The organism is Pseudomonas umsongensis (genome assembly GCF_002236105.1).
Classification (GTDB): Bacteria; Pseudomonadota; Gammaproteobacteria; order Pseudomonadales; family Pseudomonadaceae; genus Aquipseudomonas; species Aquipseudomonas umsongensis.
The window spans coordinates 434,011-459,166 of record NZ_NIWU01000004.1 but is presented as its reverse complement, the minus strand read 5'-3'; the positions used below and the strand labels follow the sequence as shown (position 1 = coordinate 459,166).

23 protein-coding genes are annotated in these 25,156 nt (G+C 59.6%); 11 read left to right on the top strand and 12 right to left on the bottom strand.

The window, feature by feature from the left end; translation table 11 throughout:
* Positions 1-63: 63 nt before the first annotated feature.
* Both PSUM_RS21820 and mgrA read left to right on the top strand, forming a co-directional pair.
* A complete protein-coding gene (locus PSUM_RS21820) occupies positions 64-954 on the top strand; it encodes a LysR family transcriptional regulator (RefSeq protein ID WP_020795803.1) in 891 nt (296 codons plus the stop codon).
* A 132-nt stretch (positions 955-1,086) separates the two neighbouring features.
* Positions 1,087-2,124 carry an L-glyceraldehyde 3-phosphate reductase gene (gene mgrA, locus PSUM_RS21815; RefSeq protein ID WP_083349990.1) on the top strand — a complete coding sequence of 346 codons (1,038 nt, stop codon included), beginning with the start codon at positions 1,087-1,089 and terminating at the stop codon, positions 2,122-2,124.
* A 43-nt stretch (positions 2,125-2,167) separates the two neighbouring features.
* On the opposite strand, the gene tauD is transcribed toward mgrA, so the two are convergent.
* Genes tauD through tauA form a run of 4 tightly spaced genes read right to left on the bottom strand, consistent with a single transcriptional unit; the run spans position 2,168 to position 5,672 of the window.
* Positions 2,168-3,010, bottom strand: coding sequence for a taurine dioxygenase (gene tauD, locus PSUM_RS21810; RefSeq protein WP_083349991.1), 843 nt, complete (start codon positions 3,008-3,010; stop codon positions 2,168-2,170).
* A gap of 43 nt (positions 3,011-3,053) precedes the next feature.
* Positions 3,054-3,887: a taurine ABC transporter permease TauC gene (tauC, locus tag PSUM_RS21805; RefSeq protein ID WP_020795800.1), complete on the bottom strand. Its 834-nt coding sequence runs from the start codon at positions 3,885-3,887 to the stop codon at positions 3,054-3,056.
* Positions 3,884-4,678, bottom strand: a complete 795-nt coding sequence (gene tauB / locus PSUM_RS21800; RefSeq protein WP_083349992.1) for a taurine ABC transporter ATP-binding subunit — start codon at positions 4,676-4,678, stop codon at positions 3,884-3,886. The genes tauC and tauB overlap by 4 nt, the downstream gene beginning before the upstream one ends.
* Before the next feature lie 16 nt (positions 4,679-4,694).
* Positions 4,695-5,672 carry a taurine ABC transporter substrate-binding protein gene (gene tauA, locus PSUM_RS21795; protein WP_020795798.1) on the bottom strand — a complete coding sequence of 326 codons (978 nt, stop codon included), beginning with the start codon at positions 5,670-5,672 and terminating at the stop codon, positions 4,695-4,697.
* 318 nt (positions 5,673-5,990) lie between these two features.
* On the opposite strand from tauA, the gene PSUM_RS21790 reads away from it, so the two are divergent.
* Complete coding sequence (locus PSUM_RS21790; RefSeq protein ID WP_033042572.1) at positions 5,991-7,160, top strand: IS4 family transposase; 1,170 nt, start codon at positions 5,991-5,993, stop codon at positions 7,158-7,160.
* 50 nt (positions 7,161-7,210) lie between these two features.
* Here PSUM_RS21790 and gshA read toward each other — a convergent pair whose 3' ends face one another.
* From gshA to PSUM_RS21775, 3 genes are all read right to left on the bottom strand, one after another.
* Positions 7,211-8,794, bottom strand: a complete 1,584-nt coding sequence (gene gshA / locus PSUM_RS21785; protein ID WP_020795797.1) for a glutamate--cysteine ligase — start codon at positions 8,792-8,794, stop codon at positions 7,211-7,213.
* A gap of 274 nt (positions 8,795-9,068) precedes the next feature.
* On the bottom strand, positions 9,069-9,452 hold the full coding sequence (locus PSUM_RS21780; protein ID WP_020795796.1) for a PaaI family thioesterase: 384 nt from the start codon (positions 9,450-9,452) through the stop codon (positions 9,069-9,071).
* The gene (locus PSUM_RS21775) at positions 9,452-11,776 is read right to left on the bottom strand and encodes a Tex family protein (RefSeq protein WP_020795795.1); all 2,325 of its coding nucleotides are present in this window, start codon (positions 11,774-11,776) and stop codon (positions 9,452-9,454) included. The genes PSUM_RS21780 and PSUM_RS21775 overlap by 1 nt, the downstream gene beginning before the upstream one ends.
* 360 nt (positions 11,777-12,136) lie before the next feature.
* On the opposite strand from PSUM_RS21775, the gene ompR reads away from it, so the two are divergent.
* Positions 12,137-12,877 (top strand): osmolarity response regulator transcription factor OmpR, encoded by a 741-nt coding sequence (gene ompR / locus PSUM_RS21770; protein ID WP_020795794.1) that lies wholly within the window; start codon positions 12,137-12,139, stop codon positions 12,875-12,877.
* A 128-nt stretch (positions 12,878-13,005) separates the two neighbouring features.
* On the top strand, positions 13,006-14,319 hold the full coding sequence (locus PSUM_RS21765) for an ATP-binding protein (protein ID WP_020795793.1): 1,314 nt from the start codon (positions 13,006-13,008) through the stop codon (positions 14,317-14,319).
* Positions 14,320-14,359: 40 nt separating this feature from the next.
* Here PSUM_RS21765 and rimK read toward each other — a convergent pair whose 3' ends face one another.
* Entirely contained in the window at positions 14,360-15,265 is a 906-nt protein-coding gene (gene rimK / locus PSUM_RS21760) for a 30S ribosomal protein S6--L-glutamate ligase (protein WP_020795792.1), read from the bottom strand.
* Positions 15,262-15,741, bottom strand: a complete 480-nt coding sequence (rimB, locus tag PSUM_RS21755) for a retropepsin-like aspartic endopeptidase RimB (protein WP_008057587.1) — start codon at positions 15,739-15,741, stop codon at positions 15,262-15,264. The genes rimK and rimB overlap by 4 nt, the downstream gene beginning before the upstream one ends.
* Positions 15,742-15,957: 216 nt before the next feature.
* Between rimB and PSUM_RS21750 the strand changes: the two genes are divergently transcribed.
* From PSUM_RS21750 to PSUM_RS21740, 3 genes are all read left to right on the top strand, one after another.
* Positions 15,958-16,362 (top strand): RNA-binding S4 domain-containing protein, encoded by a 405-nt coding sequence (locus PSUM_RS21750; RefSeq protein WP_020795790.1) that lies wholly within the window; start codon positions 15,958-15,960, stop codon positions 16,360-16,362.
* Positions 16,363-16,575: 213 nt separating this feature from the next.
* Positions 16,576-17,478: an Hsp33 family molecular chaperone HslO gene (gene hslO / locus PSUM_RS21745; protein ID WP_033045428.1), complete on the top strand. Its 903-nt coding sequence runs from the start codon at positions 16,576-16,578 to the stop codon at positions 17,476-17,478.
* A gap of 179 nt (positions 17,479-17,657) precedes the next feature.
* Entirely contained in the window at positions 17,658-19,199 is a 1,542-nt protein-coding gene (locus PSUM_RS21740; RefSeq protein ID WP_020795787.1) for a phosphoenolpyruvate carboxykinase, read from the top strand.
* Positions 19,200-19,259: 60 nt separating this feature from the next.
* Here PSUM_RS21740 and PSUM_RS21735 read toward each other — a convergent pair whose 3' ends face one another.
* The 3 genes from PSUM_RS21735 to PSUM_RS21725 form a co-directional block, all read right to left on the bottom strand.
* A complete protein-coding gene (locus PSUM_RS21735) occupies positions 19,260-20,114 on the bottom strand; it encodes a DMT family transporter (protein ID WP_033038759.1) in 855 nt (284 codons plus the stop codon).
* A 43-nt stretch (positions 20,115-20,157) separates the two neighbouring features.
* Complete coding sequence (locus PSUM_RS21730; RefSeq protein ID WP_020795785.1) at positions 20,158-20,511, bottom strand: DUF1493 family protein; 354 nt, start codon at positions 20,509-20,511, stop codon at positions 20,158-20,160.
* 96 nt (positions 20,512-20,607) lie between these two features.
* On the bottom strand, positions 20,608-20,901 hold the full coding sequence (locus PSUM_RS21725) for a hypothetical protein (RefSeq protein WP_083349993.1): 294 nt from the start codon (positions 20,899-20,901) through the stop codon (positions 20,608-20,610).
* Between the two features lie 383 nt (positions 20,902-21,284).
* Between PSUM_RS21725 and PSUM_RS21720 the strand changes: the two genes are divergently transcribed.
* The 3 genes from PSUM_RS21720 (at position 21,285) to PSUM_RS21710 (ending at position 25,155) form a co-directional block, all read left to right on the top strand.
* Positions 21,285-23,213 carry a RecQ family ATP-dependent DNA helicase gene (locus PSUM_RS21720; RefSeq protein ID WP_083349994.1) on the top strand — a complete coding sequence of 643 codons (1,929 nt, stop codon included), beginning with the start codon at positions 21,285-21,287 and terminating at the stop codon, positions 23,211-23,213.
* Positions 23,214-23,336: 123 nt separating this feature from the next.
* Positions 23,337-24,563 (top strand): 3-hydroxyacyl-CoA dehydrogenase, encoded by a 1,227-nt coding sequence (locus PSUM_RS21715; RefSeq protein ID WP_033038757.1) that lies wholly within the window; start codon positions 23,337-23,339, stop codon positions 24,561-24,563.
* Between the two features lie 172 nt (positions 24,564-24,735).
* Positions 24,736-25,155, top strand: a complete 420-nt coding sequence (locus tag PSUM_RS21710; protein ID WP_020795781.1) for an acyl-CoA thioesterase — start codon at positions 24,736-24,738, stop codon at positions 25,153-25,155.
* Position 25,156 lies beyond the last annotated feature (1 nt).

The following is a 25,156-nucleotide window of genomic DNA, read 5'->3' as shown; positions in this document are numbered from 1 at the left end:
GCCGATAAATGCAGCAGAGTTGCCTTGACTGTTCAATAATTGCCAACAATCAAGGGGATCGCCGTGGATCAGGTCAAAGCGATGAAGGTGTTCGTGCGGATCTATGAGCGCAGCAGCTTTACGTTGGCTGCGAATGACCTGAATTTGCCGCGCGCAACCCTGACCCACACGCTGAATCAATTCGAAGCCTGGCTGGGCACACGCTTGCTCGAGCGCAGCACGCGCAAGGTGCGCCCCACGCTGGACGGCGAGGCGTACTACCTGCGTTGTGTGCAACTGCTGGCAGAGCTGGAAGAGGCCGAATTGGCGTTTCGCGGCGTGGCGCCAAAAGGACGGCTGCGGGTCGACTTGCACGGAACCCTGGCCAAACATTTCGTGATCCCGGCCTTGCCGCAATTCATGGTGCGCTACCCGGACATCGAACTTTCCATCAGCGAGGCCGACCGCCTGGTTGACTTGATCGCCGAAGGGGTCGACTGCGTGCTGCGCGCCGGCACGTTGAGCGACTCCGCTCTGATCGGCAAACGTGTTGCCAGCCTGCGCCAGATCACCTGCGCCAGTCCCGCTTATCTGCGCAAATACGGCGAACCGAAAAGCCTCGACGACCTGAAAAATCACCGCGCGGTGAATTACGTCTCACGCACGACGGCCAAGTTGTTCCCGTTCGAATTCATGGTCGATGGCGAGCTCAAGGAAGTGCCCATCGACGGTGCCGTTTCGGTATTCGGCGCGGAGATCTACGCGGCCTCGGCGATCGCCGGATTGGGCCTGATCCAGTGCCCGCATTACCGGATGGAAACGCAGATCGCCCAAGGGCTGATAAAGGAAGTCCTCATTGAAACACCGCCGCCACCGATGCCGGTTTCAGTGCTTTATCCACACAACCGGCACATGTCGCCACGAGTTCGGGTGTTTGTGGATTGGTTGGGGGAGGTGTTTGCGGATGCCGGTTGAAGATCGTTCCCACGCAGAGCGTGGGAACTATCGGCCATGAAACGTTTCAGCTTTTTTCGAATCCAGGGTTTTCTGACGTTTGTCCGGGCGTATGCTGGGCAACCAGATTCAAGACAGACAAGAGAGGATTCGATGACTTACACCGCTGCCGAAAACCGCTACGACGCCATCCCTTACCGCCGCGTGGGCCGTAGCGGGCTGGTACTGCCGGCGCTGTCCCTGGGCCTGTGGCACAACTTTGGCGACAGCACGCCGATCGACACCCAGCGTGCGTTGTTGCGCACGGCGTTCGACCTGGGCATCAACCATTTCGACCTGGCCAATAACTACGGTCCGCCGTACGGCAGTGCCGAGATCAACTTCGGGCGTTTGCTGCGTGAAGACTTCAAGCAGTACCGTGACGAGTTGATCATTTCGAGCAAGGCCGGTTGGGACATGTGGCCCGGTCCTTACGGTCAGGGCGGCGGTTCGCGCAAGTACGTGCTCGCCAGCCTTGACCAGAGCCTGCAACGCCTGGGCCTCGACTATGTGGACATTTTCTATTCCCACCGTTTCGATCCGGATACCCCGCTGGAAGAAACCGCCAGCGCCTTGGCTACTGCCGTACAACAAGGTAAAGCGTTGTACATCGGTATCTCGTCTTATTCCGGGGTGAAAACCCGCGAAATGGCGGCGCTGCTCAAAGAATGGAAAGTCCCGCTGTTGATTCACCAACCGGCCTACAACTTGCTCAATCGCTGGGTCGAAAAGGACTTGCTGGACACCACCGATGAGCTCGGTACGGGGGTGATTGCGTTCACGCCGCTGGCTCAGGGGCTGCTGACGGACAAATACCTCAACGGCGTGCCGGCGGATGCGCGAGTCAACCGTCCGGGCGGTGATTCGTTGCAGGCTTCGCACTTGTCCGAGGCCAACATTGCCCATGTGCGTGCGCTCAATGAGATCGCCAAGCGTCGCGGTCAAAGCCTGGCGCAGCTGGCGCTAGCCTGGACCCTGCGCGATCCGCGGGTGACTTCGGCGTTGATTGGCGCGAGCCGACCGGAGCAGATCATCGAGAACGTCGGGGCGTTGAAGAATTTGAGCTTCAGTGTTGAAGAGTTGGCGCAGATTGATCGATTTGCCCAGGAGGGTGGGATCAATCTTTGGGAGAAGCCGTCGACCGCGGAGTAAGCGAGCACCGATCGTTCCCACGCAGAGCGTGGGAACGATCGGTTCAGCGAAAGAACGGCACATCCCCCAGCACCGTCGCCCGCTGCATCACCCGGCGCGCTGGGCGGTAATCATCCACGGCGTAATGCTGAGTCACGCGGTTGTCCCAGAACGCGATGTCGTCTTTCTGCCAGCGCCAGCGAATGGTGAATTCCGGGCGGGTGGTATGAGCGAACAGGAACTTCAAGATCGCCTCGCTCTCGGTTTCCGATAATTCGTTGATTTTCGAGGTGAAGCCCTCGTTGACGAACAATGAACGGCGCCCGCTCACCGGATGCGTGCGGATCACCGGGTGAGACAGCGGCGGATTCTTGCGCCGAGTCTCTTCCCATTGGGCCAGTGCTTCAGGTGTGTTGCCATAGCGCTCCAGTGGAAACGAACGGGTGAAATCGTGGGTGGCGGTCAGCCCTTCGAGCAGGTTTTTCATGGGCGCCGATAAGGCTGCATACGCCGCAATGCCGCTGGCCCACAGGGTATCGCCGCCAAACTCCGGCAGCAGCTTGGCGCTGAGGACCGCGCCCATGGCCGGGGTCGGGAGGAAGGTCACGTCGGTGTGCCAGATCGCGTTGTCACGCACGTCGGTGACGGCGGTGTCGAGGACCAGCACCTCCGGTTGCTCCGGCACGTTCGGGTAGATCGGATGGATGTGCAGGTCGCCGAAATTGGCGGCGAATCGTGCCTGCTGCTGCGGGGTGATCGGTTGGTCACGGAAGAACAGCACCTGGTGCTTGAGCAGCGCCTGCTCGATGGCGTCGCGTTGTTCCAGGTTCAGCGGCTGGCTGACGTCGACGCCGCTGATCTGTGCGCCGAGGGCCGAGCTTAGAGGGACGATGGTCAGGTTGCTCATGGTGGTTCTCTTCAATCCGGGTATCGAACAAAAACAGGAGGCATTAGTGAGCCTGGCCGTGCCATGGCACCAGCTTGCGTTGCAGGGCACGCAGGCCCATCTCCATCGCGAAGGCAATCAGCGCGATCACCAGAATCCCCAGCACCACCACATCGGTGACCAGGAACTGCGCAGCGGACTGCACCATGAAACCCAGGCCGCTGGTGGCGGCAATCAGTTCGGCGGCCACCAGCGTCGACCACCCCACGCCCAAGCCAATGCGCACCCCGGTCAATATGTCCGGCAAGGCGCTCGGCAGGATCACATGGCGGATCAATTGTGCACGGGTCGCGCCCAGTGACTGCGCGGCGCGCAATTTGGCCGGGTCGACGGTGCGCACGCCAGTGGCGGTAGCGATGGCAATCGGGGCGAAAATGGCCAGGTAGATCAGCAGCACTTTCGACAATTCGCCAATACCGCACCAGATCACGATCAGCGGCAGGTAAGCCAGCGGTGGAATAGGGCGGTAGAACTCGATCACTGGATCGAGAATGCCGCGTGCAATGCGGTTATGTCCGATAGCGATACCGACTGGCACGGCCGTCAGCACCGCAAAGCCAAGGCCCAGGCCGATGCGGCTGAGGCTCGCGCCCAAGTGCTGCCATAACGTCGAATCCATGTAGCCACTGGTGACCAGCAGCCAGCCTTTTTGCAGCACGGCGGACGGTGGCGGCAGAAACAGTGGCTCGATCATTCCTGTGGCGGTGACAGCCCACCAAATGAATATCAGCGCGATCAATGTCAGCACACTGATCCAGCGAGTACTCAAGCTACGGCGCAGCGCAATGGCTGTAGTACCTGGTTTAACCGCTGAGGCGGGAATTTCGTAGCTGCTCATGCGCGCTCCTGCCGCTGGGCGGCGCTGCGTTGGGAGAACACTTTGGCAAGCACGTGCTCGCGGGTTTCGATAAAGCGCGGATCGGACTTGATCGACCGTGCCGATTCACCCGCGGCGTAACGTTGACCGAAATCCAGATGCAGGCGCTCGACGATCTGCCCGGGATTGGGTGCCAGTAGAATCAGATCCGTGGCGAGAAACACCGCTTCTTCGATGTCGTGGGTAATCAGGAAGACAGGTTTGGCGGTGCGCCGCCAGACTTGCAGCAGCAGCTCTTGCATCTGTTCGCGGGTGAAGGCATCCAGGGCCCCGAAGGGTTCGTCCATCAGCAATACACGCGGATCGGCAGCGAGCGCGCGGGCCAGGCCGACACGCTGTTTCTGGCCGCCGGAGAGTTGCCAGATCCTGCGGTTTTCAAAACCGGCGAGGTCCACCAGCGCCAGCATTTCCCTTGCGCGGATTTCGCGTTTGCCCCGAGCAATGCCGGCCAGTTCCAGGCCGAAGCCTACGTTGGCCAGCACGTCCTGCCAGGGCAGCAGGGCGTCATCCTGGAACACCACGCCGCGCTCGGCACTCGGGCCTTTGACCGGTACGCCATCGAGGGTAATACGCCCGGCACTGGGCTCGACGAAACCGGCAATCAGGTTCAACAGCGAGGTCTTGCCACTGCCGGACGGGCCGAGGGCAACCAGCAACTGCTGGGGCCCGAGGGTCAGGGAAATATCCGCCAGCACAGGTTCCGGGCTGCCGGGGTACTGTGCGCTGATGCGCTCCAGCTGTAGCAAAGCCATCGCCATTAACTCCTGATCAATCCGTGATGAACTTGGCGCTGACGTACGGCGCGTAGTCCGGCAATACAGCATCAACCTTGCCTTGTTCCTTGAGGAACACGGCGGTGTCGGTGATCGCCTTGGTGGTCGGCGCGCCGAGGGTGACCACTTGATCAGCCGCCAGCGGGTAAACGTTGCCTTGCAGCAGCAGCGGAATGTCGCTGGCCTTGGCGCCGGACAGTTTTACCAGCTTGTCGACGTTGCCTTGATTGGCGAGCCAGGCTTGCGGGTCTTTGCGGTAATCGGCGTAGGCATCCAGGGTCACTTTGGCAAACGCGGTGACGATTTCCGGGTGCTTCTCGGCGAAGTCCTTGCGCACGATCCAGGCATCGAAGGTAGGCGCACCGAACTTGGCCAGTTCACCGGAGGTGATCAGGACTTTGCCGTTTTCCTTGGCCACACCCAAGGCCGGGTCCCACACGTAGGTGGCGTCTATGTCACCGCGTTTCCAGGCGGCAATGATCGCTGGCGGCGCCAGGTTCAGCACCGTGACTTTCGATGGGTCGATGTTCCAGTGCTTCAGCGCAGCCAGCAGGCTGTAGTGGCCGGTGGAAACGAAGGGTACGGCGATTTTCTTTCCGATCAGGTCTTGGGGAGTCTTGATCCCGGAACCTTCGCGGGCCACCAGCGCTTCGGCGGCGCCGATCTGGGTCGCGATGAGGAAGGTTTCCACCGGCACTTTGCGGGTGATCGCTGCTGTCAGCGGGCTGGAACCGAGGTAACCGATCTGCACGTCACCCGAGGCGATCGCGGCGATGATGTCGGCACCGTTATCGAATTTGCGCCAGTTGATGTCGGCCTTGGTGGCTTTTTCATACGCGCCGTCGGCCTGTGCGACTTTTGCCGGGTCGACGGTGGTCTGGTAAGCGACAGTCACGTCGGCTGCCTGGGCCAAAAAGCTCGCCGCCGCCAGAGAGGCGGCCGCCAGGAGGCGAAGGGGGAAATTCAGTTTCATCGGGAAGCTCCTTGTCAGGCGACTGAGAGTCGGCGTGAAAGGAGACTAAATGATATAAGAATTCGAAAATAAATAACTTTTTCGAATGAGCTTATGAGCGGAAAATTCTAAGCCGGAGCGTAGCTGATCGTTCCCACGCGCAGCGAAAGATCGCCTCCATGGACGCTGCGCGTTCGGCTTTGGGACGCAGAGCGTCCCGGGCTGCATTCCCACGCAGAGCGTCACTAGTGTCCGGTAAAAACCGAAGGGGGAGCTTGCTCCCCCTTGCTGTTGGCGGCCGTCAGTCATAATCGGATTTTTCAGACTCGATTTTGGCTCATGTTTACCAGCACCCGTTTAGCCCACCTGCTCAGTGCGATCCCGCGCCAGTTCTTTCGGCAATCCACCGAAAGGCACCAGGCTGATCGCTACGTCAAACGCTGCACGTCCTGGCAATTGCTGGTGACACTGGTTAGCGGTCATGTAACCCAAGCCTTAAGCCTGCGGTCCTTGGCGACTTTCTCCGAAACTCTAAGCCCGCATAGCTACCATCTTAAAGCGGGTCCGGTCGCCCGCTCGACCCTGTCGGATGCCTTGAACAAGCGTGACTACCGGCCATTCCAGGACCTTTGCGAGTTGCTGTTGCGCGGCATCAGCCGCCAGCAGCGCAAAGAAGTCGGTGCCATGGTTAGCCTGCTTGATTCCACGTCGATCACTTTGCGCGGACCTCACTTCGATGGCTGGACAGCCGCCACGAAAACCCGCATTACGCAGGGCTTGAAAGTACATGTCGGGCTAGATTTGGCGCAGTTGGCCCCGGTGTACGTCAACATCACTCCTGCCAACGTCAACGACCTGAGCGATGCACTGGAAATGCCGATTCAGGCCGGCATGACGTATGTCTTTGACAAGGGCTATTGCGATTACAACTGGTGGCACCAGTTGCAGACCAAAGGCGCTTTTTTCGTCACCCGCCTGAAGAAAAACGCCAATATCAAAGTGCTGCACAAGCACTCGACCGTAGCCGAGCAAAGCCCGGTCATGACCGATGAAGTCATTCTATTCGGCAAAAAGCATCTGGGCGGTAAGCGTCTGAATGACTACCGAGAAACGCCGGTAAGACGCGTGGTGGTTGAGCGCGAGGGACATGCCACGCCGTTAATCCTGGTGACCAACGACTTCGCAAGAACAGCTGAAGAAATCGCGGGCTTGTACAAAGATCGCTGGAAGATCGAGCTGTTTTTCAAGTGGATCAAGCAACATCTGAAACTCAAACGCTTCTATGCCTTCTCTGAAAACGCCGTGCGCCTGCAGATTTACAGTGCCTTGATCAGCTACTTGTTACTGCACCTTTTCCATCGTCGCTCAGGATTTACCGGTTCGTTGTTCGAGCTGACGGTTCGCATATCTCACGTCCTGCACGAACGGCCCGCTACTCCAGAACTGAGGGATCGACGAAGGCAGGAGCGAGAAAAGCTGAAGGCTGCCCAAGGCAGCCTTCAGCTATGAAACATGTTTACCGGACACTAGTGACGCAGAGCGTGGGAACGATCAGTGCGCTAGTTGCTGATCGCCAGAATACTCGCCTGGTACGCACCAACGAACACATCGAAATCACCCACTTCGTTCTGCTCAAGCTCGGCTTGTTGGGCCAGCGATGAACGCGCCAGCTCTTCAAACCTGGCCTGTTGCTCTGCCGGCAACGGCTCGCTGCGGAAAAACTCGGCGTGTGCCCGGCTCTGACGCAGGGAAAATTGAGCAAAGCTTTCCTTGTGCTCGGCCATTGCCGCCAGCACCTGGGCCGATGGCGTCAGGGAAGGGTTCTGGACCTTGGCCATCTGCGCGTCCAGTGCTTTGCTATGGGCGTCGCCGCCATGGCTCTGGTCAAGCAGTGCGGCCAGTGGGGCAATCTGCTCCAGCAATTGGCCCGCCCACTCTTTCAGGTCGACCGGTTGCCCGTTGCGCTGCAATTGCAGGCCTGGGCGACGACCTTCCTTGACCACACTGAGGAAGTTGGAGGTCGCATTCGAGCAACTGGTGTTGGTCAACAACGGGCTGTCGTTCAGCGCGCAGTACAGCAGGAAGGCGTCGAGGAAGCGCGATTCGGTGAGATCGATGCCCATTGGCAGGAACGGGTTGATGTCCAGGCAGCGCACTTCGACGTACTGGATGCCGCGGGCCATCAGCGCCTGGATCGGCCGCTCGCCGGTATAGGTTACGCGTTTGGGGCGGATGTTGGAGTAGTACTCGTTTTCGATCTGCAGGATGTTGGTATTGAGCTGGACCCACTCACCGTCCTGGTGGGTACCGACTTCGACATACGGCGCATAGGGTGTCGCCACCGCTTTGCGCAGGCTATCGGTATAGCTGTTCAGATCGTTGTAGCACGGTGTCAGGCCCGCTTGGGCGTTGCTCTGGTAACCCAGGTCACTCATGCGCAGGCTGGTGGCGTACGGCAAATAGAGGGTGTCCGGGTCCAGCTGTTCCAGCTGGTGCGAACGACCACGCAAGAAGCCAGCGTCCAATGCTGGTGAAGCACCGAACAGGTACATCAGCAGCCAGCTGTAGCGCCGGAAGTTGCGGATCAGTGCGATATAGGACGACGACTGGAAATCGCGGTCGGTGCCGACAAAGCCTTCGGCCTGCTTGAGCAGCGGCCAGAGTTTTTCCGGCAGGGAAAAGTTGTAGTGAATGCCGGCAATGCATTGCATGGTCTTGCCGTAGCGCAGGGCGAGGCCTTTGCGGTAGACGTACTTGAGCTGCCCGATATTGGACGTGCCGTAGTAGGCAATCGGGATGTCTTCCTCGGCCGGCAACGGACACGGCATCGAGGGGCTCCACAGGTACTCGTTGCCGAGCTTGCTGTAGGCAAAACGGTGAATGCTGTCCAGGCTCGCCAGCGTATCCGCCGGGTCGGGCAGGGCTGGGGTGATGAACTCCAGCAGCGACTCGGAATAGTCGGTGGTGATCTGTTCGTTGGTCAGCGCGGAACCCAATTCTTCCGGGTGCGGCGTTTGCGCAAGGCGACCTTCATCGGTCACGCGCAGGCATTCACGTTCGATGCCGTGAAGGCACTGTTCGAGCAGAGAGAGGTTAGCGCGCTCGCCGAGCAGGGCCAGGCGGCGGTTGAGAAGTTCGCTCAAGTTGGATTCCTTCACGCGTCAGTCGCCCCAATATGGGGGTGGGCAAGACGGTCTACAAGGGTGAAGTTAAAACTGGCGTTTTCGCCTGGTTTTTGTCGCCGTGCACGTTCTGATCGTCGCAATCCCCTGTGGGAGCGAGCCTGCTCGCGAAGAGGGAGTGTCAATCGACATTGAAGTCGCCTGATACACCACCTTCGCGAGCAGGCTCGCTCCCACAGGAAACTCCGGCGCTGCGGTCACAGCGTCGAAATTAACTCAAATCGATGACATCTAGCTACAGGACAGCGAACGTGCCTTGTGCTTTTGCGACCAGTTTGTCGCCTTGCATCACGTCGGCTTCGACCACCAGCGTGCGGCGGCCCGGGTGGATAACCCGCGCCGTGCACATCACCTCGCCGTCGGCGACGGCGCGGATGTAGTTGATCTTGCACTCGATGGTCGCGCTTTGCTGGTCAAAACCGTGGGTGCTGGAGCAGGCCAGCCCCATGGCAATGTCCACCAGGCTGAACAAGGCCCCGCCGTGCAGCTTGTTGGCGCGATTGCGCAGTTGTGGCTCAAGCGCCAGGGCGACTTGCGCCACCCCGGTTTCCAGGCTGTGCAAACGGCAACCCAACAGCTTGAAAAATGCGCTTTCGGTGTACCCGGCAGGGATGTCCATCAGCGCTTCTTCAGCTGTTTGGCGTTGGCAAACAGTGACGCCATGGCGTTGTTGCTCGGCGCTGCAGCGGTGGTTTCCTTGCGCGGTGCGGTGTTCTGGGATTGGCGTGGCGCCGAACCCGGACGCGCACCACGAGCGCCGTCGACTTTCTCGCCCGGGGTGTCGCTCATGCGCATCGACAGGCCCACGCGCTTACGCGGGATGTCGACTTCCATGACCTTCACTTTCACCACGTCACCGGCCTTCACCGCTTCCCGTGGATCCTTGATGAATTTCTCCGAAAGTGCGGAGATGTGCACCAAACCATCCTGATGCACGCCGATATCGACGAATGCTCCGAAGTTGGTCACGTTGGTCACGACGCCTTCTAGGATCATGCCCAATTCCAAGTCCTTGAGGTCTTCGACACCTTCCTGGAACTCTGCGGTCTTGAATTCGGGGCGCGGGTCGCGGCCGGGTTTTTCAAGCTCTTGCAGGATGTCGGTGACCGTTGGCAGACCGAAAGTTTCGTCGGTGAACTTCTTCGGGTCGAGGCGCTTGAGGAACGCGGCATCGCCAATCAGCGAACGGATATCGCGGTCGGTCTCGGCGGCAATTCGCTGTACCAGCGGATAGGCTTCCGGGTGCACTGCCGACGAATCCAGTGGGTTCTCGCCGTTCATGACGCGCAGGAAACCTGCTGCCTGCTCGAAGGTTTTTTCGCCAAGGCGCGCGACTTTCTTCAGTGCAGCGCGAGTCTTGAACGCACCGTGTTCGTCGCGATGGCTGACGATATTCTGCGCCAGGGTCGCGTTGAGGCCGGAGATCCGCGCCAGCAATGCCACGGAGGCGGTGTTGACGTCGACGCCCACGGCGTTCACGCAGTCTTCGACCACGGCATCCAGGCCCCGCGCCAGTTTCAACTGCGACACGTCATGCTGGTATTGGCCGACTCCGATGGATTTCGGATCGATCTTCACCAGCTCGGCCAGCGGATCCTGCAGGCGGCGGGCAATCGACACCGCGCCACGGATCGACACATCCAGGTCCGGGAATTCCTTGGAAGCCAGTTCCGATGCGGAGTAAACCGATGCGCCGGCTTCGGAGACCATGACCTTGGTCATCTTCATGGCTGGGTATTTTTTGATCAGTTCGGCGGCCAGCTTGTCGGTTTCACGACTGGCGGTGCCGTTGCCGATGGCGATCAGGTCCACCGAATGCTTGGCGCACAGGGCGGCGAGCACGGCGAGGGTCTGGTCCCACTTGTTGTGCGGCACGTGCGGGTAAACCGTGGCGTGATCGAGCAGCTTGCCGGTGGAATCGACCACCGCAACCTTGCACCCGGTGCGCAAGCCCGGGTCGAGGCCCAGGGTCGCGCGCGGGCCGGCCGGAGCCGACAGCAGCAGGTCGTGCAGGTTGTGGGCGAACACGTTGATCGCCTCGGTTTCAGCGCCGTCGCGCAACTCACCTAGCAGGTCGGTTTCCAGGTGGGTGTAGAGCTTGACCTTCCAGGTCCAGCGCACCACTTCACCCAGCCATTTATCGGCGGCGCGGTTCTGGTTCTGGATGCCGACGTGCTGGCCGATCATGCCCTCGCACGGGTGCATGGTGCCCGGCAGTTCATCGCCAACTTTCAGGGCGGAGCTGAGAATGCCTTCGTTGCGGCCACGGAAAATCGCCAGCGCGCGGTGCGACGGCATGCTCTTCAGCGGTTCGTCGTGTTCGAAGTAGTCGCGGAACTTGGCGCCTTCCTCTTCCTTTCCAGCAATTACGCGGGCACTGAGAGTGGCTTCCTGCTTCAGGTAGCTGCGCAGCTTGTCCAGGAGGCCTGCGTCTTCGGCGAAGCGCTCCATGAGAATGTACTTGGCACCTTCGAGGGCGGACTTCACATCGGCCACGCCTTTTTCGGCGTCGATGAAGCGGGCGGCTTCGGTTTCCGGGCTCAGGGTCGGGTCGTTGAACAGGCCGTCGGCCAGTTCGCCGAGGCCGGCTTCCAGGGCGATCTGGCCCTTGGTGCGGCGCTTTTGCTTGTACGGCAGGTACAAGTCTTCGAGGCGGGTCTTGGTGTCTGCGAGCTTGATGTCGCGTTCCAGCTGCGGGGTCAGCTTGCCTTGCTCTGTAATGCTGGCAAGGATGCTGATGCGCCGTTCGTCGAGTTCTCGCAGGTAGCGCAGACGCTCTTCCAGATGACGCAATTGGGTGTCATCGAGGCTGCCGGTCACTTCTTTCCGGTAACGGGCGATGAAGGGAACGGTAGAACCTTCATCGAGTAGCGCGACGGCCGCTTCGACCTGTTGTGGGCGTACACCGAGTTCCTCGGCGATGCGGCTGTTGATGCTGTCCATAAAACCACCTGACAAATTGTGAAAGCAGGCTCGCAGGCGCAACGATGAGGCCTTGGCGAGTCTGGTTGAGCGGCCTGGCCTGCGCCGCTACCTGGATCAAAGGTATCCCGTTGACCCGTGAAATCGAACAATTACTGCCGGCGCCATGAAAATAAAAAGCGGTCAACCGGGGTAACGATCAGACGTTGCCTGACACAAAAGGCCGCGCATTATAACCAGCGTTCTGCCATTCGGGGGCATCGCAGGTTGTAGGCATAATCACCGGATTTCTGGCGATAAAGGAAAAATCTGCTAACAATGCACACGGTGCGTATAACGGCAGCTACGCCATAATGCGCGCCGAGATCAAAGGAGCATCCAATGAGCAGCACTGCAAACATTGCTGAAGGCGAAAAAATTCTTATTGTTGACGACGATCCGGGCCTCAGCAGCCTGCTGGAGCGTTTTTTCGTCAGCAAGGGCTACCGTGCCCGCGCCGTACCGAACACCGAACAAATGGACCGCCTGCTGGCGCGTGAAGTGTTCAACCTGGTCGTCCTCGACTTGATGCTGCCTGGGGAGGACGGCCTGACCGCTTGCCGCCGCTTGCGTGGAGCGAACAATCAGATCCCGATCATCATGCTGACCGCCAAGGGCGACGAGCTGAGCCGGATCAAGGGCCTGGAACTGGGCGCCGACGATTACCTGGCCAAGCCTTTCAACCCGGACGAGCTGATGGCCCGCGTAAAAGCTGTCCTGCGTCGTCAGTCGGCTCCGGTGCCTGGCGCACCAGGCAGCGAAGACGAAAGCGTGACCTTCGGTGACTACGAGCTGTCCCTGGCCACCCGCGAACTCAAGCGTGGTGAAGAAGTGCACATGCTCACTACCGGTGAGTTCGCTGTGCTCAAGGCGCTGGTGATGAACGCCCGCCAGCCATTGACCCGGGACAAGCTGATGAACCTGGCCCGTGGTCGTGAGTGGGATGCCCTGGAGCGCTCCATTGACGTGCAAATTTCCCGTCTGCGCCGGATGATCGAACCCGATCCGTCCAAGCCGCGTTACATCCAGACCGTCTGGGGTGTGGGTTACGTATTCGTTCCGGATGGCGCCGCCACGAAGTAACTGGCGAAGTGATCGTCGATTTGTAGGCGCGAGTTTGTGCGGGCAGAGGGCCTGATGGCCTTGCCCGCAGACTCTCGACCGGCAATGTGCGAGCATCGCTCGCTCCTGCACGTGTTTAACGGTTGCCCATGAAAACCCCGGTTTGGTTTCCCCAGAGTTTCTTCTCCCGCACCCTTTGGCTGGTGCTGATCGTCGTCCTGTTTTCCAAGGCGCTGACCTTGGTTTATCTGCTGATGAACGAAGACGTGCTGGTGGACCGCCAGTACAGCCATGGCGTCGCCCTGACGCTGCGCGCCTACTGGGCCGCCGATGAAAACAACCGCGAAAAGATTGCCGAGGCTGCAACCCTGATCCGGGTGGTAGGCGCCGGTGTGCCGGAGGGTGAACAACACTGGCCTTACAGCGGGATCTACCAGCGGCAGATGCAAGACGAACTGGGGGCCGACACCGAGGTGCGCTTGCGCATGCACTCGCCTCCGGCGCTATGGGTGCGTGCGCCCAGCCTGGGCGATGGCTGGCTGAAAGTGCCACTGTATCCACACCCGTTGCGTGGCCAGAAAATCTGGAACGTGCTCGGCTGGTTTCTCGCCATCGGCCTGCTGTCCACGGCCTCGGCGTGGATCTTCGTCAGCCAGCTCAACCAACCCCTCAAGCGCCTTGTGTATGCCGCGCGGCAACTCGGCCAGGGGCGCAGCGTGCGCCTGCCGATCAGTGATACACCCAGTGAAATGACCGAGGTCTATCGCGCTTTCAACCAGATGGCCGAAGACGTCGAGCAGGCCGGTCGCGAGCGCGAACTGATGCTGGCCGGGGTTTCCCATGACCTGCGCACACCGCTGACCCGGTTACGCCTGTCGCTGGAACTGATGGGTGACCATAACGACCTGACAGACGCCATGGTGCGCGATATCGAGGACATGGACGCCATTCTCGATCAGTTCCTGGCGTTCATTCGCGATGGGCGTGATGAATCGGTGGAGGAGGTGGACCTGAGCGATCTTGTCCGTGAAGTCGCCGCGCCGTACAACCAGAACGAAGAAAAGGTGCGTTTGCGTCTTGAGCCGATTCCACCATTCCCGTTGCGTCGGGTGTCGATGAAGCGGCTGTTGAACAATCTGATTGGCAACGCGCTGAATCACGCGGGCAGTGGGGTTGAGGTGGCGGCGTATGTGTCGGGGGATACCAGTGCGCCTTATGTCGTCCTGAGCGTCATGGACCGTGGCGCCGGGATAGATCCATCGGAGCTGGAAGCGATTTTCAACCCGTTCACCCGGGGCGACCGCGCCCGGGGCGGCAAGGGCACGGGCCTGGGCCTGGCAATTGTGAAACGAATTGCTTCGATGCATGGCGGCAATGTTGAATTGCGCAACCGTTCCGGCGGCGGCCTGGAAGCGCGGGTGCGCTTGCCGTTGGGGCTGATGCTACCGCGGGATGCCGTCTAACCCGATCGTTCCCACGCAGAGCGTGGGAACGATCGGTGTGTTAACCCTTGCCTTTGGTTCGGGTCATGTTCGGCCCGCCATTCTTCTCCAGATGCTCGATGATGATACCCGCCACGTTCTTGCTGGTGGTGGTTTCGATCCCCTCCAGGCCTGGCGACGAGTTCACCTCCATCACCAGTGGCCCGTGATTGGAGCGCAGGATATCCACCCCGGCCACGGCCAGGCCCATCACTTTCGCCGCGCGTAATGCCGTCATGCGTTCTTCCGGGGTGATCTTGATCAGGCTGGCGCTGCCACCGCGATGCAGGTTGGAACGAAATTCCCCGGGTTTGGCCTGGCGTTTCATGGCTGCAATGACTTTGTCACCCACCACGAAGCAGCGAATGTCGGCGCCGCCAGCTTCCTTGATGTACTCCTGAACCATGATGTTCTGCTTGAGGCCCATGAATGCCTCGATCACCGACTCCGCCGCCGTGGCGGTTTCGCAAAGCACCACACCGATACCCTGGGTGCCTTCCAGCACCTTGATCACCAAGGGTGCACCGTTGACCATTTCGATCAGGTCGGGAATATCGTCTGGCGAGTGGGCAAAACCGGTGACCGGCAATCCGATGCCCCGACGTGACAGCAATTGCAGCGAGCGCAGCTTGTCCCGCGAGCGAGCAATGGCCACCGATTCGTTGAGTGGAAAAACCCCCATCATTTCGAACTGGCGCAACACCGCGCAGCCGTAAAACGTGACCGAAGCACCGATTCGCGGGATCACCGCGTCGAAGCCTTCCAGTGGCTTGCCGCGGTAGTGGATCTGCGGCTTGTGACTGGCAATGTTCATGTAGGCGCGCAGGGTATCGACCACCACCATTTCATGGCCGCGTTCGGTACCGGCTTCGACCAGGCGGCGGGTGGAATACAGACGCGGGTTCCGCGACAGCACAGCGATCTTCATGCAACACCTGTGGAGGAGGTAGATACCGGGAACACCGGCTTGTCTTGTACATATTTGATGCCGGGATTGACTACCAACTGGCCATCAATCAGGGCTTTGGAACCGAGCAGCAGGCGATAGCGCATGGATTTGCGGCAGGCGAGCGTGAACTCTACCCGCCAGACCCGATCGCCGAGGGCCAGGGTGGTGCTGATCACGTATCGCACCTGCGCATGACCGTTGGAGCTTTTAATGGTTTTTCTCGTCACCAGCGGTGCTTCGCAGCGGCGGTGACGCAGCTGCACCACCGTGCCCAGGTGCGCGGTGAAGCGCACCCACTGCTCGCCGTCACGGTCGAAAGTCTCGATGTCGGTGGCATGCAGGCTGGAGGTGCTGGCACCGGTGTCGATTTTTGCCCGAAGGCCCGCGACTCCCAAATCCGGGAGCGCCACCCACTCGCGCAGACCGACAACGGTCAAATGGTCAAATGTCTTCAAAGTTGCTCAACCGGTAGAAACCGCTCAGGCCGCAAGCGGCCGAATTCGCGGTATTCACGCAGAATAATGGTTAAAAGGCGACAGATATCTACGGCCCGGATTTCCAGCCTCATGGGGAGGTTCTGGAATGTCTGCATTGTAATCCGAGACGGCGTAATTCTTGGTACGAGAGAAACGGTAGTACAGTTCATCAATATTTCAGGACGAGGAAATCCCATGGCACAAAAAAACGACGAGGATGACAAAGTCCGGCTGGATAAATGGTTATGGGCGGCGCGTTTTTACAAAACCCGTGCCTTGGCCAAGGCGGCGATTGAAAGCGGCAAAGTGCACTGCCGGGGTGAGCGCTGCAAACCGGGTAAAGAGCCGCGCATTGGCGATGAATTTGTGATTCGCACCGGTTTCGAGGAGCGCACGGTGGTGGTCCAGGCGCTCTCGATCGTGCGCCGTGGTGCACCTGAAGCACAGACGTTGTACGCCGAAACCGAAGCCAGCATCGCCAAGCGCGAGAATGCCGCGGCCGAGCGCAAGGCAGGCGTCCTGGGCGTGAGCACCGATGGCAAACCGAGCAAGAAACAGCGGCGGGATCTGTTCAAGTTTCGTGGCAGCAGCAACGAATGATTGCCCCGGCCACCGATCGCGCCAGTCGGGCCAGGACTTGTAATTGCGCCTGTGCGTAGCCATATGAGGTAATTAGTCTGCCGAGCATGTGCCATTCGTCGTAAAGCGCGCACAGTCACCTACCTTCAGGCCACAACCCGGCAGCCATACGCTATAGCCAAGGCGTAACCTCGTTCTGTAACCATTTTTGTCACCCATTCAGATACCAGACTTATGACCGACTTACCGGATAACGACTTCACCCAACGCTTCATCTTCGATGACAGCGACACCCGTGGCGAGATGGTTTCGCTGGAACTCAGCTACGCTGAAGTCCTGGCCAAACACGCCTATCCGGAGCCGGTTGCGCAACTGCTCGGCGAACTGATGGCGGCTGCGGCGTTGCTGGTCGGCACCTTGAAGTTCGATGGCCTGCTGATCCTTCAGGCCCGCTCCGAAGGCCCGATTCCATTGCTGATGATCGAGTGCTCCAGCGAGCGCGACATCCGTGGCCTGGCCCGTTACGAGGCTGACCGGATTGCCCCCGATGCCACCCTGGCCGACCTGATGCCGGATGGCTCGCTGACATTGACCATCGACCCGCAGCAGGGCCAGCGCTATCAGGGCGTCGTCGATCTGGACGGCGAAACCTTGTCCGACTGCTTCACCAACTACTTCGTCATGTCTCAGCAGATTGGCACTCGCATCAAGCTCTGTGCCGATGGCCGCCGCGCCCGTGGCCTGTTGCTGCAGCAGTTGCCCGCCGATCGCCTGAAAGACGAGGAAGAACGTGCTGCCAGCTGGCAGCACCTCACCGCGCTGGCCACCACGCTGACAGCCGATGAATTGCTGGGCCTGGACAACGAAACCGTGCTCCATCGTCTCTATCACGAAGAGCAGGTTCGTCTGTTCGATGTGCAGAAACTGCGCTTCCGTTGCAGCTGCTCGCGCGAACGTTCAGCCAATGCGCTGGTCAGTCTGGGTATGGAAGATGCGCAAAACCTGGTGCTCGAGCACGGCGGTAATATCGAGATCGATTGCCAGTTCTGCAACCAGCAGTACCTGTTCGATGCCGCCGATGTCACTCAATTGTTCGCTGGTGCGGGTGTTGAGACGCCGTCAGATACCCGGCACTAAAACGGTTCAGCGCAGGTAAATTCACTGGAAAGTACCGCAATAGCGCCGTTACGACGGGAGGGCCCTACTTTTTTTGGGCTTTTCTGGCATAATCCGGCCCACTTTTTTCGCGGTAGTAGTGCACGACTTTCTACTACAAAACGTTTGGAGCACTCGGCCACTGGCCGACGGGGAACCTCATGACGCAAGCCAATAACGCCGTGTACACCGATCTGAGTGTTGATGATCTGGTCAAAGAAGCCCTCAACCGCGGTGAAGGCGAGCTTGCCGATACCGGCGCACTGGTTGTACGTACCGGTCACCGTACCGGCCGTTCGCCAGTCGATCGTTTCATCGTTGATGAGCCAACCACCACGGGCGCCATCGCCTGGGGCCCGATCAACCGCAAGTTCCCGGCTGACAAGTTCGATGCCTTGTGGAACCGCGTCGAGGCGTTCAACAACGCGCAAGAGCACTTTGTTTCCCACGTGCATGTAGGTGCCGCTTCCGAGCACTACCTGGCCGTGAAGATGACCACCCAGACCGCTTGGCAGAACCTGTTCGGCCGTTGCCTGTTCATCAACCCGGCACAGTACAACCCGGCTGGCCGTGAAGAATGGCAAGTGCTCAACGTTGCCAACTTCGAATGCGTTCCAGAGCGTGACGGCACCAATTCCGACGGTTGCGTGATCATCAACTTCGCGCAGAAGAAAGTGCTGATCGCTGGCATGCGTTATGCCGGTGAAATGAAGAAAGCCATGTTCTCGGTGCAGAACTTCCTGCTGCCGGCTGCCGACGTACTGCCAATGCACTGCGCCGCCAACATCGGCGAAGAAGGCGACGTGACCCTGTTCTTCGGTCTGTCGGGTACCGGCAAGACCACCCTGTCCGCTGACGAAAGCCGTTACCTGATCGGTGACGACGAGCACGGCTGGGGCGAGGGCGTGGTGTTCAACATCGAAGGCGGTTGCTATGCCAAGTGCATCGACCTGTCCGAGAAGAACGAGCCGGTTATCTGGAAAGCCATCAAGCACGGTGCAGTCCTGGAAAACGTCGTGATCGACGACGCCAAGCACGCCGACTACGCCGATGTCAGCCTGACCCAGAACAGCCGCGCCGCCTACCCGCTGGAGCACGTTGCCAAGCGTTCCGAGAAGAACCTCGGTGGCGAGCCAAACGCAGTGATCTTCCTGACCTGCGACCTGACCGGCGTTCTGCCGCCAGTGTCGATCCTCAACGAAGAACAAGCGGCCTACCACTTCCTGTCCGGCTACACCGCGCTGGTGGGCTCGACTGAAATGGGTTCGGGCAGCGGCATCAAGTCGACCTTCTCCACCTGCTTCGGCGCACCGTTCTTCCCGCGTCCGGCTGGCGAATACGCAGAGCTGCTGATCAAGCGCATCCGCGGCTTCGGCTCCAAGGTCTACCTGGTCAACACCGGCTGGACCGGCGGTGGCTACGGCGTCGGCAAACGCTTCAACATCCCGACCACTCGCGCGGTGATCGCAGCGATCCAGAGCGGCGCGCTGATCGGTGCCGAGACCGAGCACCTGGACACCATCAACCTCGACGTGCCAGTGGCCGTACCGGGCGTTGAGACTGGCCTGCTGAACCCACGTAACACCTGGGCCGATAAAGCCGCCTACGACGAAGCCGCCAAAGCACTGGCCGGCCTGTTCATCGAGAACTTCAAGAAGTTTGAAGTGAGCGACGCGATCAAGGCTGCCGGTCCTAAGTTGTAAGCGCTGGATTGAAGCCATGAAAAAGCCGCCCTTCGGGGCGGCTTTTTTTTGCGCGGCGTTTCAGGTTTTCAGATGCAGGACAAACGCCCCCACCAACACCAGCACAACCCCTGACACCTGCAACTTACCGAGGCGCTCCTTGAAAAAAACATACCCCAGGATCGCCGCAATCCCGCCAGACAATGTACTGATCACCGTCACCACTGAAACCGAGCCTGCCACAGCACCCCAGGCAAATGATGAAAACCCGCCGAGGTTCATCAGGCTGGCACCGGTCAGTGTCAGGCAATTTTTAAGCGGTGGGAATTTCAGGCCGTCGTCGATTCTGAGCACGATGCCTACCAGCACGATCAGCCCGACAAGATACGCGAGCCAGAGCATCGTCACCGGTCCGAGTACTGGCAGGACAAAACGTCCCTGCAGCCAGAAACTGGTGCCGTAGAACACCGCCGCCAGCAGCGCATAGGCAATGGAACTGCTCGCCTGTGTGCTGTGTGGCACCTTCGGGTCGGAATGCATGCTGGAGAGGACCACGCCAATGACGCAGAGGGCGATGCACAGCAATTGCAGCAGGCTGATCTGCTCACCGCCAGCCCAGGACAGCAACGTGGTCACTACGCCGTAGGAGGTCACCAGCGGGGCGACGATGGAAGCTTTACCCAGGGCGAAGGCCTTGGACAAGGCCAACGCACCAGACACGGTCAGCACAGCGGCAGCGACGCCGATCAGCCAGACATCAAGCGGTGCGGCCATGGACCGGAGAATGAATACGGGGAAGACGATCAGCAGCAGGCTCATGATCGTAAATCCCAGCGCCTGACCGAAATACACGGCACGTTTGACGCCAACCGCTCGGGCGTTCAAGCCCACCAGAAAATCCGTACCGCCCCACAGCAAGGCGGCTAGCAAGCCCATCAATACGTCCACGCAATTTCCTTATTGTTATGCGCCGCGGACGCTACAGGCCTTCGAGCTCCCGGGTGTCCCAGCGTTGATCCTTGATCGCTCGGTAGAGCATGCCGATGGTCAATGGTTCCTTCTTGCCGCGACCCTTGGCCTTACGCTTGAGAAAGACATCGTAGCCCTCGGGGTGAAAGTAGCGATAGCTGTCGTAGTCGACGAAATCGATGGCGAAGTGCTCTTCAAGGGTTTCGATCAAGTGTTGTGCATCGGCACCGTTGCAGCCGAGGTCGAAGTTAATCGAGGTGGTGAGGCTGATCGTTTTGCGTTCGGGGAGGCCGAGTTCTTCGTGCAGTAGCTGGATGAGTAGGTGAAGGGTAGGGTCGTCGGGGAGGTTGGGGGCGAGGTTCATTGCTGGGTGTCCGGGTGGGCTTGAACAGATCTTATGGGTCGTTGGACTGGAGTGGAAGGATTGAAACCGACGCTCATCCCGCAGAACCCGTTCACTTCAGGAAACGGTGGTTTTGAGCAGGCGTTGCCGGGCGATGTCGAGCAGGTCGTTGCCATCCTGGGTCAGCAGATACAGCGCATTGACGATGTTCGGAATGTCGCTGGCGTCGGCTTGTTTGAAGCACAGGCAATACAGGGTTTCCAGCAGGTCGCTGGCGGCACGGATGCGTTGGCGGGCGGCGTCGAGGATTTCCAGGGGGTCGGCCTCGGTGTCGATCATCAGCACTGAGGTTTCACTGTTACTGGACTTGAGCAGGTGATAGCGGTCAGCCAGTGGATCTGTGGTGTTCATCAAAGTGGGTCCTGTGCGAAATCGGCAAGTGTGCCCGGCAGGCCGAGACACTTTTTCAGCCGCGCCGAAAACTATAGGAGGGTGCGTGGCCATGCGACAAGACGGCGTTGATGGACAGGTTTTGTAGGGTATTTACCGTTTTTTGAGGATGGGACTACGTTGGCGCTGGTTTTCGTGCGCGAAACGATTAGAGGTAAAAATGCCTACAGGAGTGTCCGGCGTTGTTGGGTGAGTCTCGGTAGGGAGGGCAACAGAAGCTGTAGGATTTTTCGACATCAACACGCTGTATCATCCCGTATCGTTTTTGCCCCCGACCTTTTCTCGACTCGCTGCGATCGCCGGCTAGGCTTTGCTCATCGCAGCAGTCAACGGAGTGACAGCTTATGCACAACACCCTGGAACAGGTTTTCGGTTATCCACAGTTTCGGCCCGGCCAGGAGGCAGTGGTCAGCGCGGTGTTGGCGGGGCGCTCGGCGGCGGCGATTTTCCCCACCGGTTCCGGCAAGTCCCTTTGCTATCAGTTGTCGGCGGTTCTGTTGCCGCACCTGACGCTGGTGGTCTCGCCATTGCTGGCGTTGATGCAGGATCAGTTGGCGTTCCTGCAACGCCACGGCATTGCCGCGGGCAGTATCGATTCGGCCCAGAGTCGCGACGACGCCAGCGATGTCATGGCCCGTGCCAAGTCCGGCGAACTGAAAATCCTTATGGTCTCCGTGGAGCGCTTGAAGAACGAGCGTTTTCGTAATTTCCTGCAGCAGGTGCCGATCTCGCTGCTGGTAGTGGACGAGGCGCATTGCATCTCGGAATGGGGGCACAACTTTCGCCCGGACTACCTCAAGCTTCCGGACTATCAGCGCCAGTTCAACATCCCCCAGGTGTTGTTGCTGACCGCCACGGCGACCCCGAAAGTGATCGCCGACATGCAGGCGAAATTCGCCATCGAACCTGCGGATGTAGTGACCACTGGCTTTTATCGGTCGAACCTCAATCTGTGGGTGGAGCCGGTTCGCAGCCAGGATAAGCGCATGCGCCTTGTGGAATGGATGAGCCAGCGACCCGGCCAACCGAGCATTGTCTACGTCACCCAACAGAAAACCGCCGAGCACATTGCTGAACACCTGCTGCGCAATGGCATTCAAGCTGAGGCCTATCACGCCGGTTTGCCTCATGAGCAGCGCGAAGGCATCCAGAAGCGCTTCATGGGCGGGCAGTCCAATTGCATCGTCGCCACCATCGCCTTCGGCATGGGCATCGACAAGAGCGACATCCGTAACGTGGTGCATTTCGACCTGCCCAAGTCCATCGAAAACTACAGCCAGGAAATCGGCCGTGCGGGGCGTGACGGGCAGCCATCTGACTGCCTGGTACTGGCCAATCGCGACAGCCTCAACGTGCTGGAAAACTTCGTCTATGGCGACACGCCCGAACAGGACGGTATCCGCTACGTGCTCGACGAGATGCAGGTCGCCGCACCCGAGGGGCAGTGGGAGTTTCTCCTGGGGCCTCTGGGGGACCAAAGCAACATTCGCCAGCTACCGCTCAAGACCTTGCTGGTTCAACTGGAGCTTCGTGGTTTGATCGCCCCGCGTTATGCCTACTACGCCGAATACCGCTTCAAATATCTGCAGGAGCCTGAGGCATTGCTGGCTCGCTTCGAGGGCGAGCGCAGGGATTTCGTCGCGGCGATCATCCAGACGTCCACCCGTGCACGTACCTGGGCTACGGTAAATTTCGATGCGTTGTATGAACAGCACCGGGCCGAGCGCAGTCGGGTGGTGAAGGCCCTGGATTATTTCCAGGAAAAGGGCTGGGTCGAGCTTGAAAGCAAGCAGATGACCGAGGTCTACAGCCTGTTGCAAACCGATTTCGACAGTGCCGTGTTGAGTGAAGAGCTGCACGCCGGTTTCAGACGGCATGAACAGACCGAGATCGCGCGGATTCACGCCATGCTGGACCTGTTCGCTACCGATCGCTGTCTGGGCTATCGCCTGGCCGAGTATTTCGGCGACGAAAATGTGCCCCGCCAGTGCGGGCACTGTTCGGTTTGCCACGGGCAGGTGGCGCGGCTGCCTGCACCGCCGGCGTTACCGGCGCTTGTGGATAAAAACTTCGAGGCACTGTGTGCTGATTTTATCCACAGGCATGAACAACACACTGGGAAGGCGCCGTCGGCTGAGCGCGTGACACGGTTCTTGTGCGGGATCAGCGTGCCGCTGTTTACCAAGCTCAAGGTGCGGACGATTTCGGGATGTGCGGCGTTGGAGGATTATCCGTATGCCGAGGTTCGTGAGTGGGCGCAGGCACACCTCTAAATCGGTGTCTGGCGGAGCGGCATCCATCCGCTGAATGTCGCTCATCACAGGAATAAATTTCAAAAAGGCGCGGCGGCTGACTATGGTGAGGGCTGTCTTCGGATCGCCAACAAGAGAATAATCATGAGCCAGACACCGTTCAATATTCAGCGCGCAGCCGTCATCGGCGCGGGCACCATGGGCCGCGGCATTGTCATGTGCCTGGCCAACGCCGGGGTAGCGGTACAATGGGTCGATAACAATCCGCAGATGCTTGAACAGGCACTGGTCACTGTGTCGGACACCTATGCCCATAGTGTTCGACAGGAACGCATCGACCAGGTCGAGGCCGATGCCCGCATCGCTCGGGTCACGGCGGCCGCTGATTATGCGGCTATCCGTGACGTCGACTTGGTCATCGAAGCCGTCTACGAAAACCTCGAGCTTAAGCAGTCAATCTTCCGCGAACTGGACGGCCTGCTAAAACCTCAAGCCATTCTGGCGAGTAACACCTCTGCACTGGACATCGACGCCATTGCCGCGGTGACTGGCCGACCACAGCAGGTCCTGGGCCTGCACTTCTTCAGCCCGGCGCACATCATGAAGCTGCTGGAAATCGTCCGTGGTGCCCAGACTGCACCGGCGGTCATCGATGCTGCGCTGGCGCTGGGCAAGCGCATGGGCAAGGTCAGCGTGGTGTCGGGCAATTGCGACGGCTTTATTGGCAATCGCATGCTTAACACCTACGTGCTGGAAGCCCGCAAAATGCTGCTTGAGGGCGCTTATCCCTATCAGGTCGATGCGGCGCTGCAAGGCTTTGGCTTCGCCATGGGACCATTCCGTATGTTCGATGTGGTTGGCGTCGACCTGCAATGGCGCGCCCGGCAACTGTCCGGTGTGGGGCAGGATGCACCAGAGGTACAGGTGGATAACCGTCTGTGCGAGCAGGGCCGTTTCGGTCAGAAGAGCGGCGACGGCTACTACCACTACGAGCCGGGCAGTCGCCAGGCTGAGCACGACCCGCTAGTCGATGCATTGGTGTTGGAAGTCAGCGAAGGGCTGGGTTTCCATCGCCGTGAAATCAGCCCGGAGGAAATCCTGGAGCGCTGCTTGCTGGCATTGGTCAACGAGGGTGCGAAGATCCTTCAGGAGGGCATCGCCGGATCGGCTCACGACATTGATCTGGTGTACCTCAACGGATACGGATTCCCGGCGGACAAGGGTGGTCCAATGGCCTGGGCGGATCAGCAAGGGTTGGCGGACATTCATCAACGCCTGCTGGCGCTTGAGACCCGCCAGGGTGATCACTGGCGCCCGGCGCGGTTGATTGGTGAGTTGGCGGCGGCAGGTAGAGGGTTTGCGGACAAGTGATTGATGGGGTGCCTGCGAGGGCGCCATCGCGAGCAGGCTCGCTCCCACAGTTGATCTTCAGTGAACCCAAATTTTATGTACGACTAAGATCCCTGTGGGAGCGAGCCTGCTCGCGAAGAACGATAACGCGGTTTCACCTTAGACTGGCGAACACACTCAGGAATCCACACCAATGCCCCAACGCTGCGACTATCCACACTTCCAACCCATCACCACACGCTGGCACGACAACGATGCCTATGGTCACGTCAACAACGTCACCTACTACAGTTTTTTCGACACGGCGGTGAACACCTACCTGATCGAAGTCGGTGGCCTGGATATACACGATGGCGAGGTAGTGGGTTTCGTGGTGAGTTCAGCCTGCGACTACTTTGCTTCCATCGCCTTCCCGGACCGGATCGAGGTCGGCTTGCGGGTCGGCAAGTTGGGCAACAGCTCGGTGCAGTACGAGTTGGCAGTGTTCAAGCAAGGGGAAGACGAGGCCTGCGCAGCCGGGCGCTTCGTGCATGTGTTTGTCGACCGGGCATCGAATCAGCCGGTGGCGATTCCGGCCGGGTTGCGCAACGCATTGGAGTGTCTGGTGGTTTAAA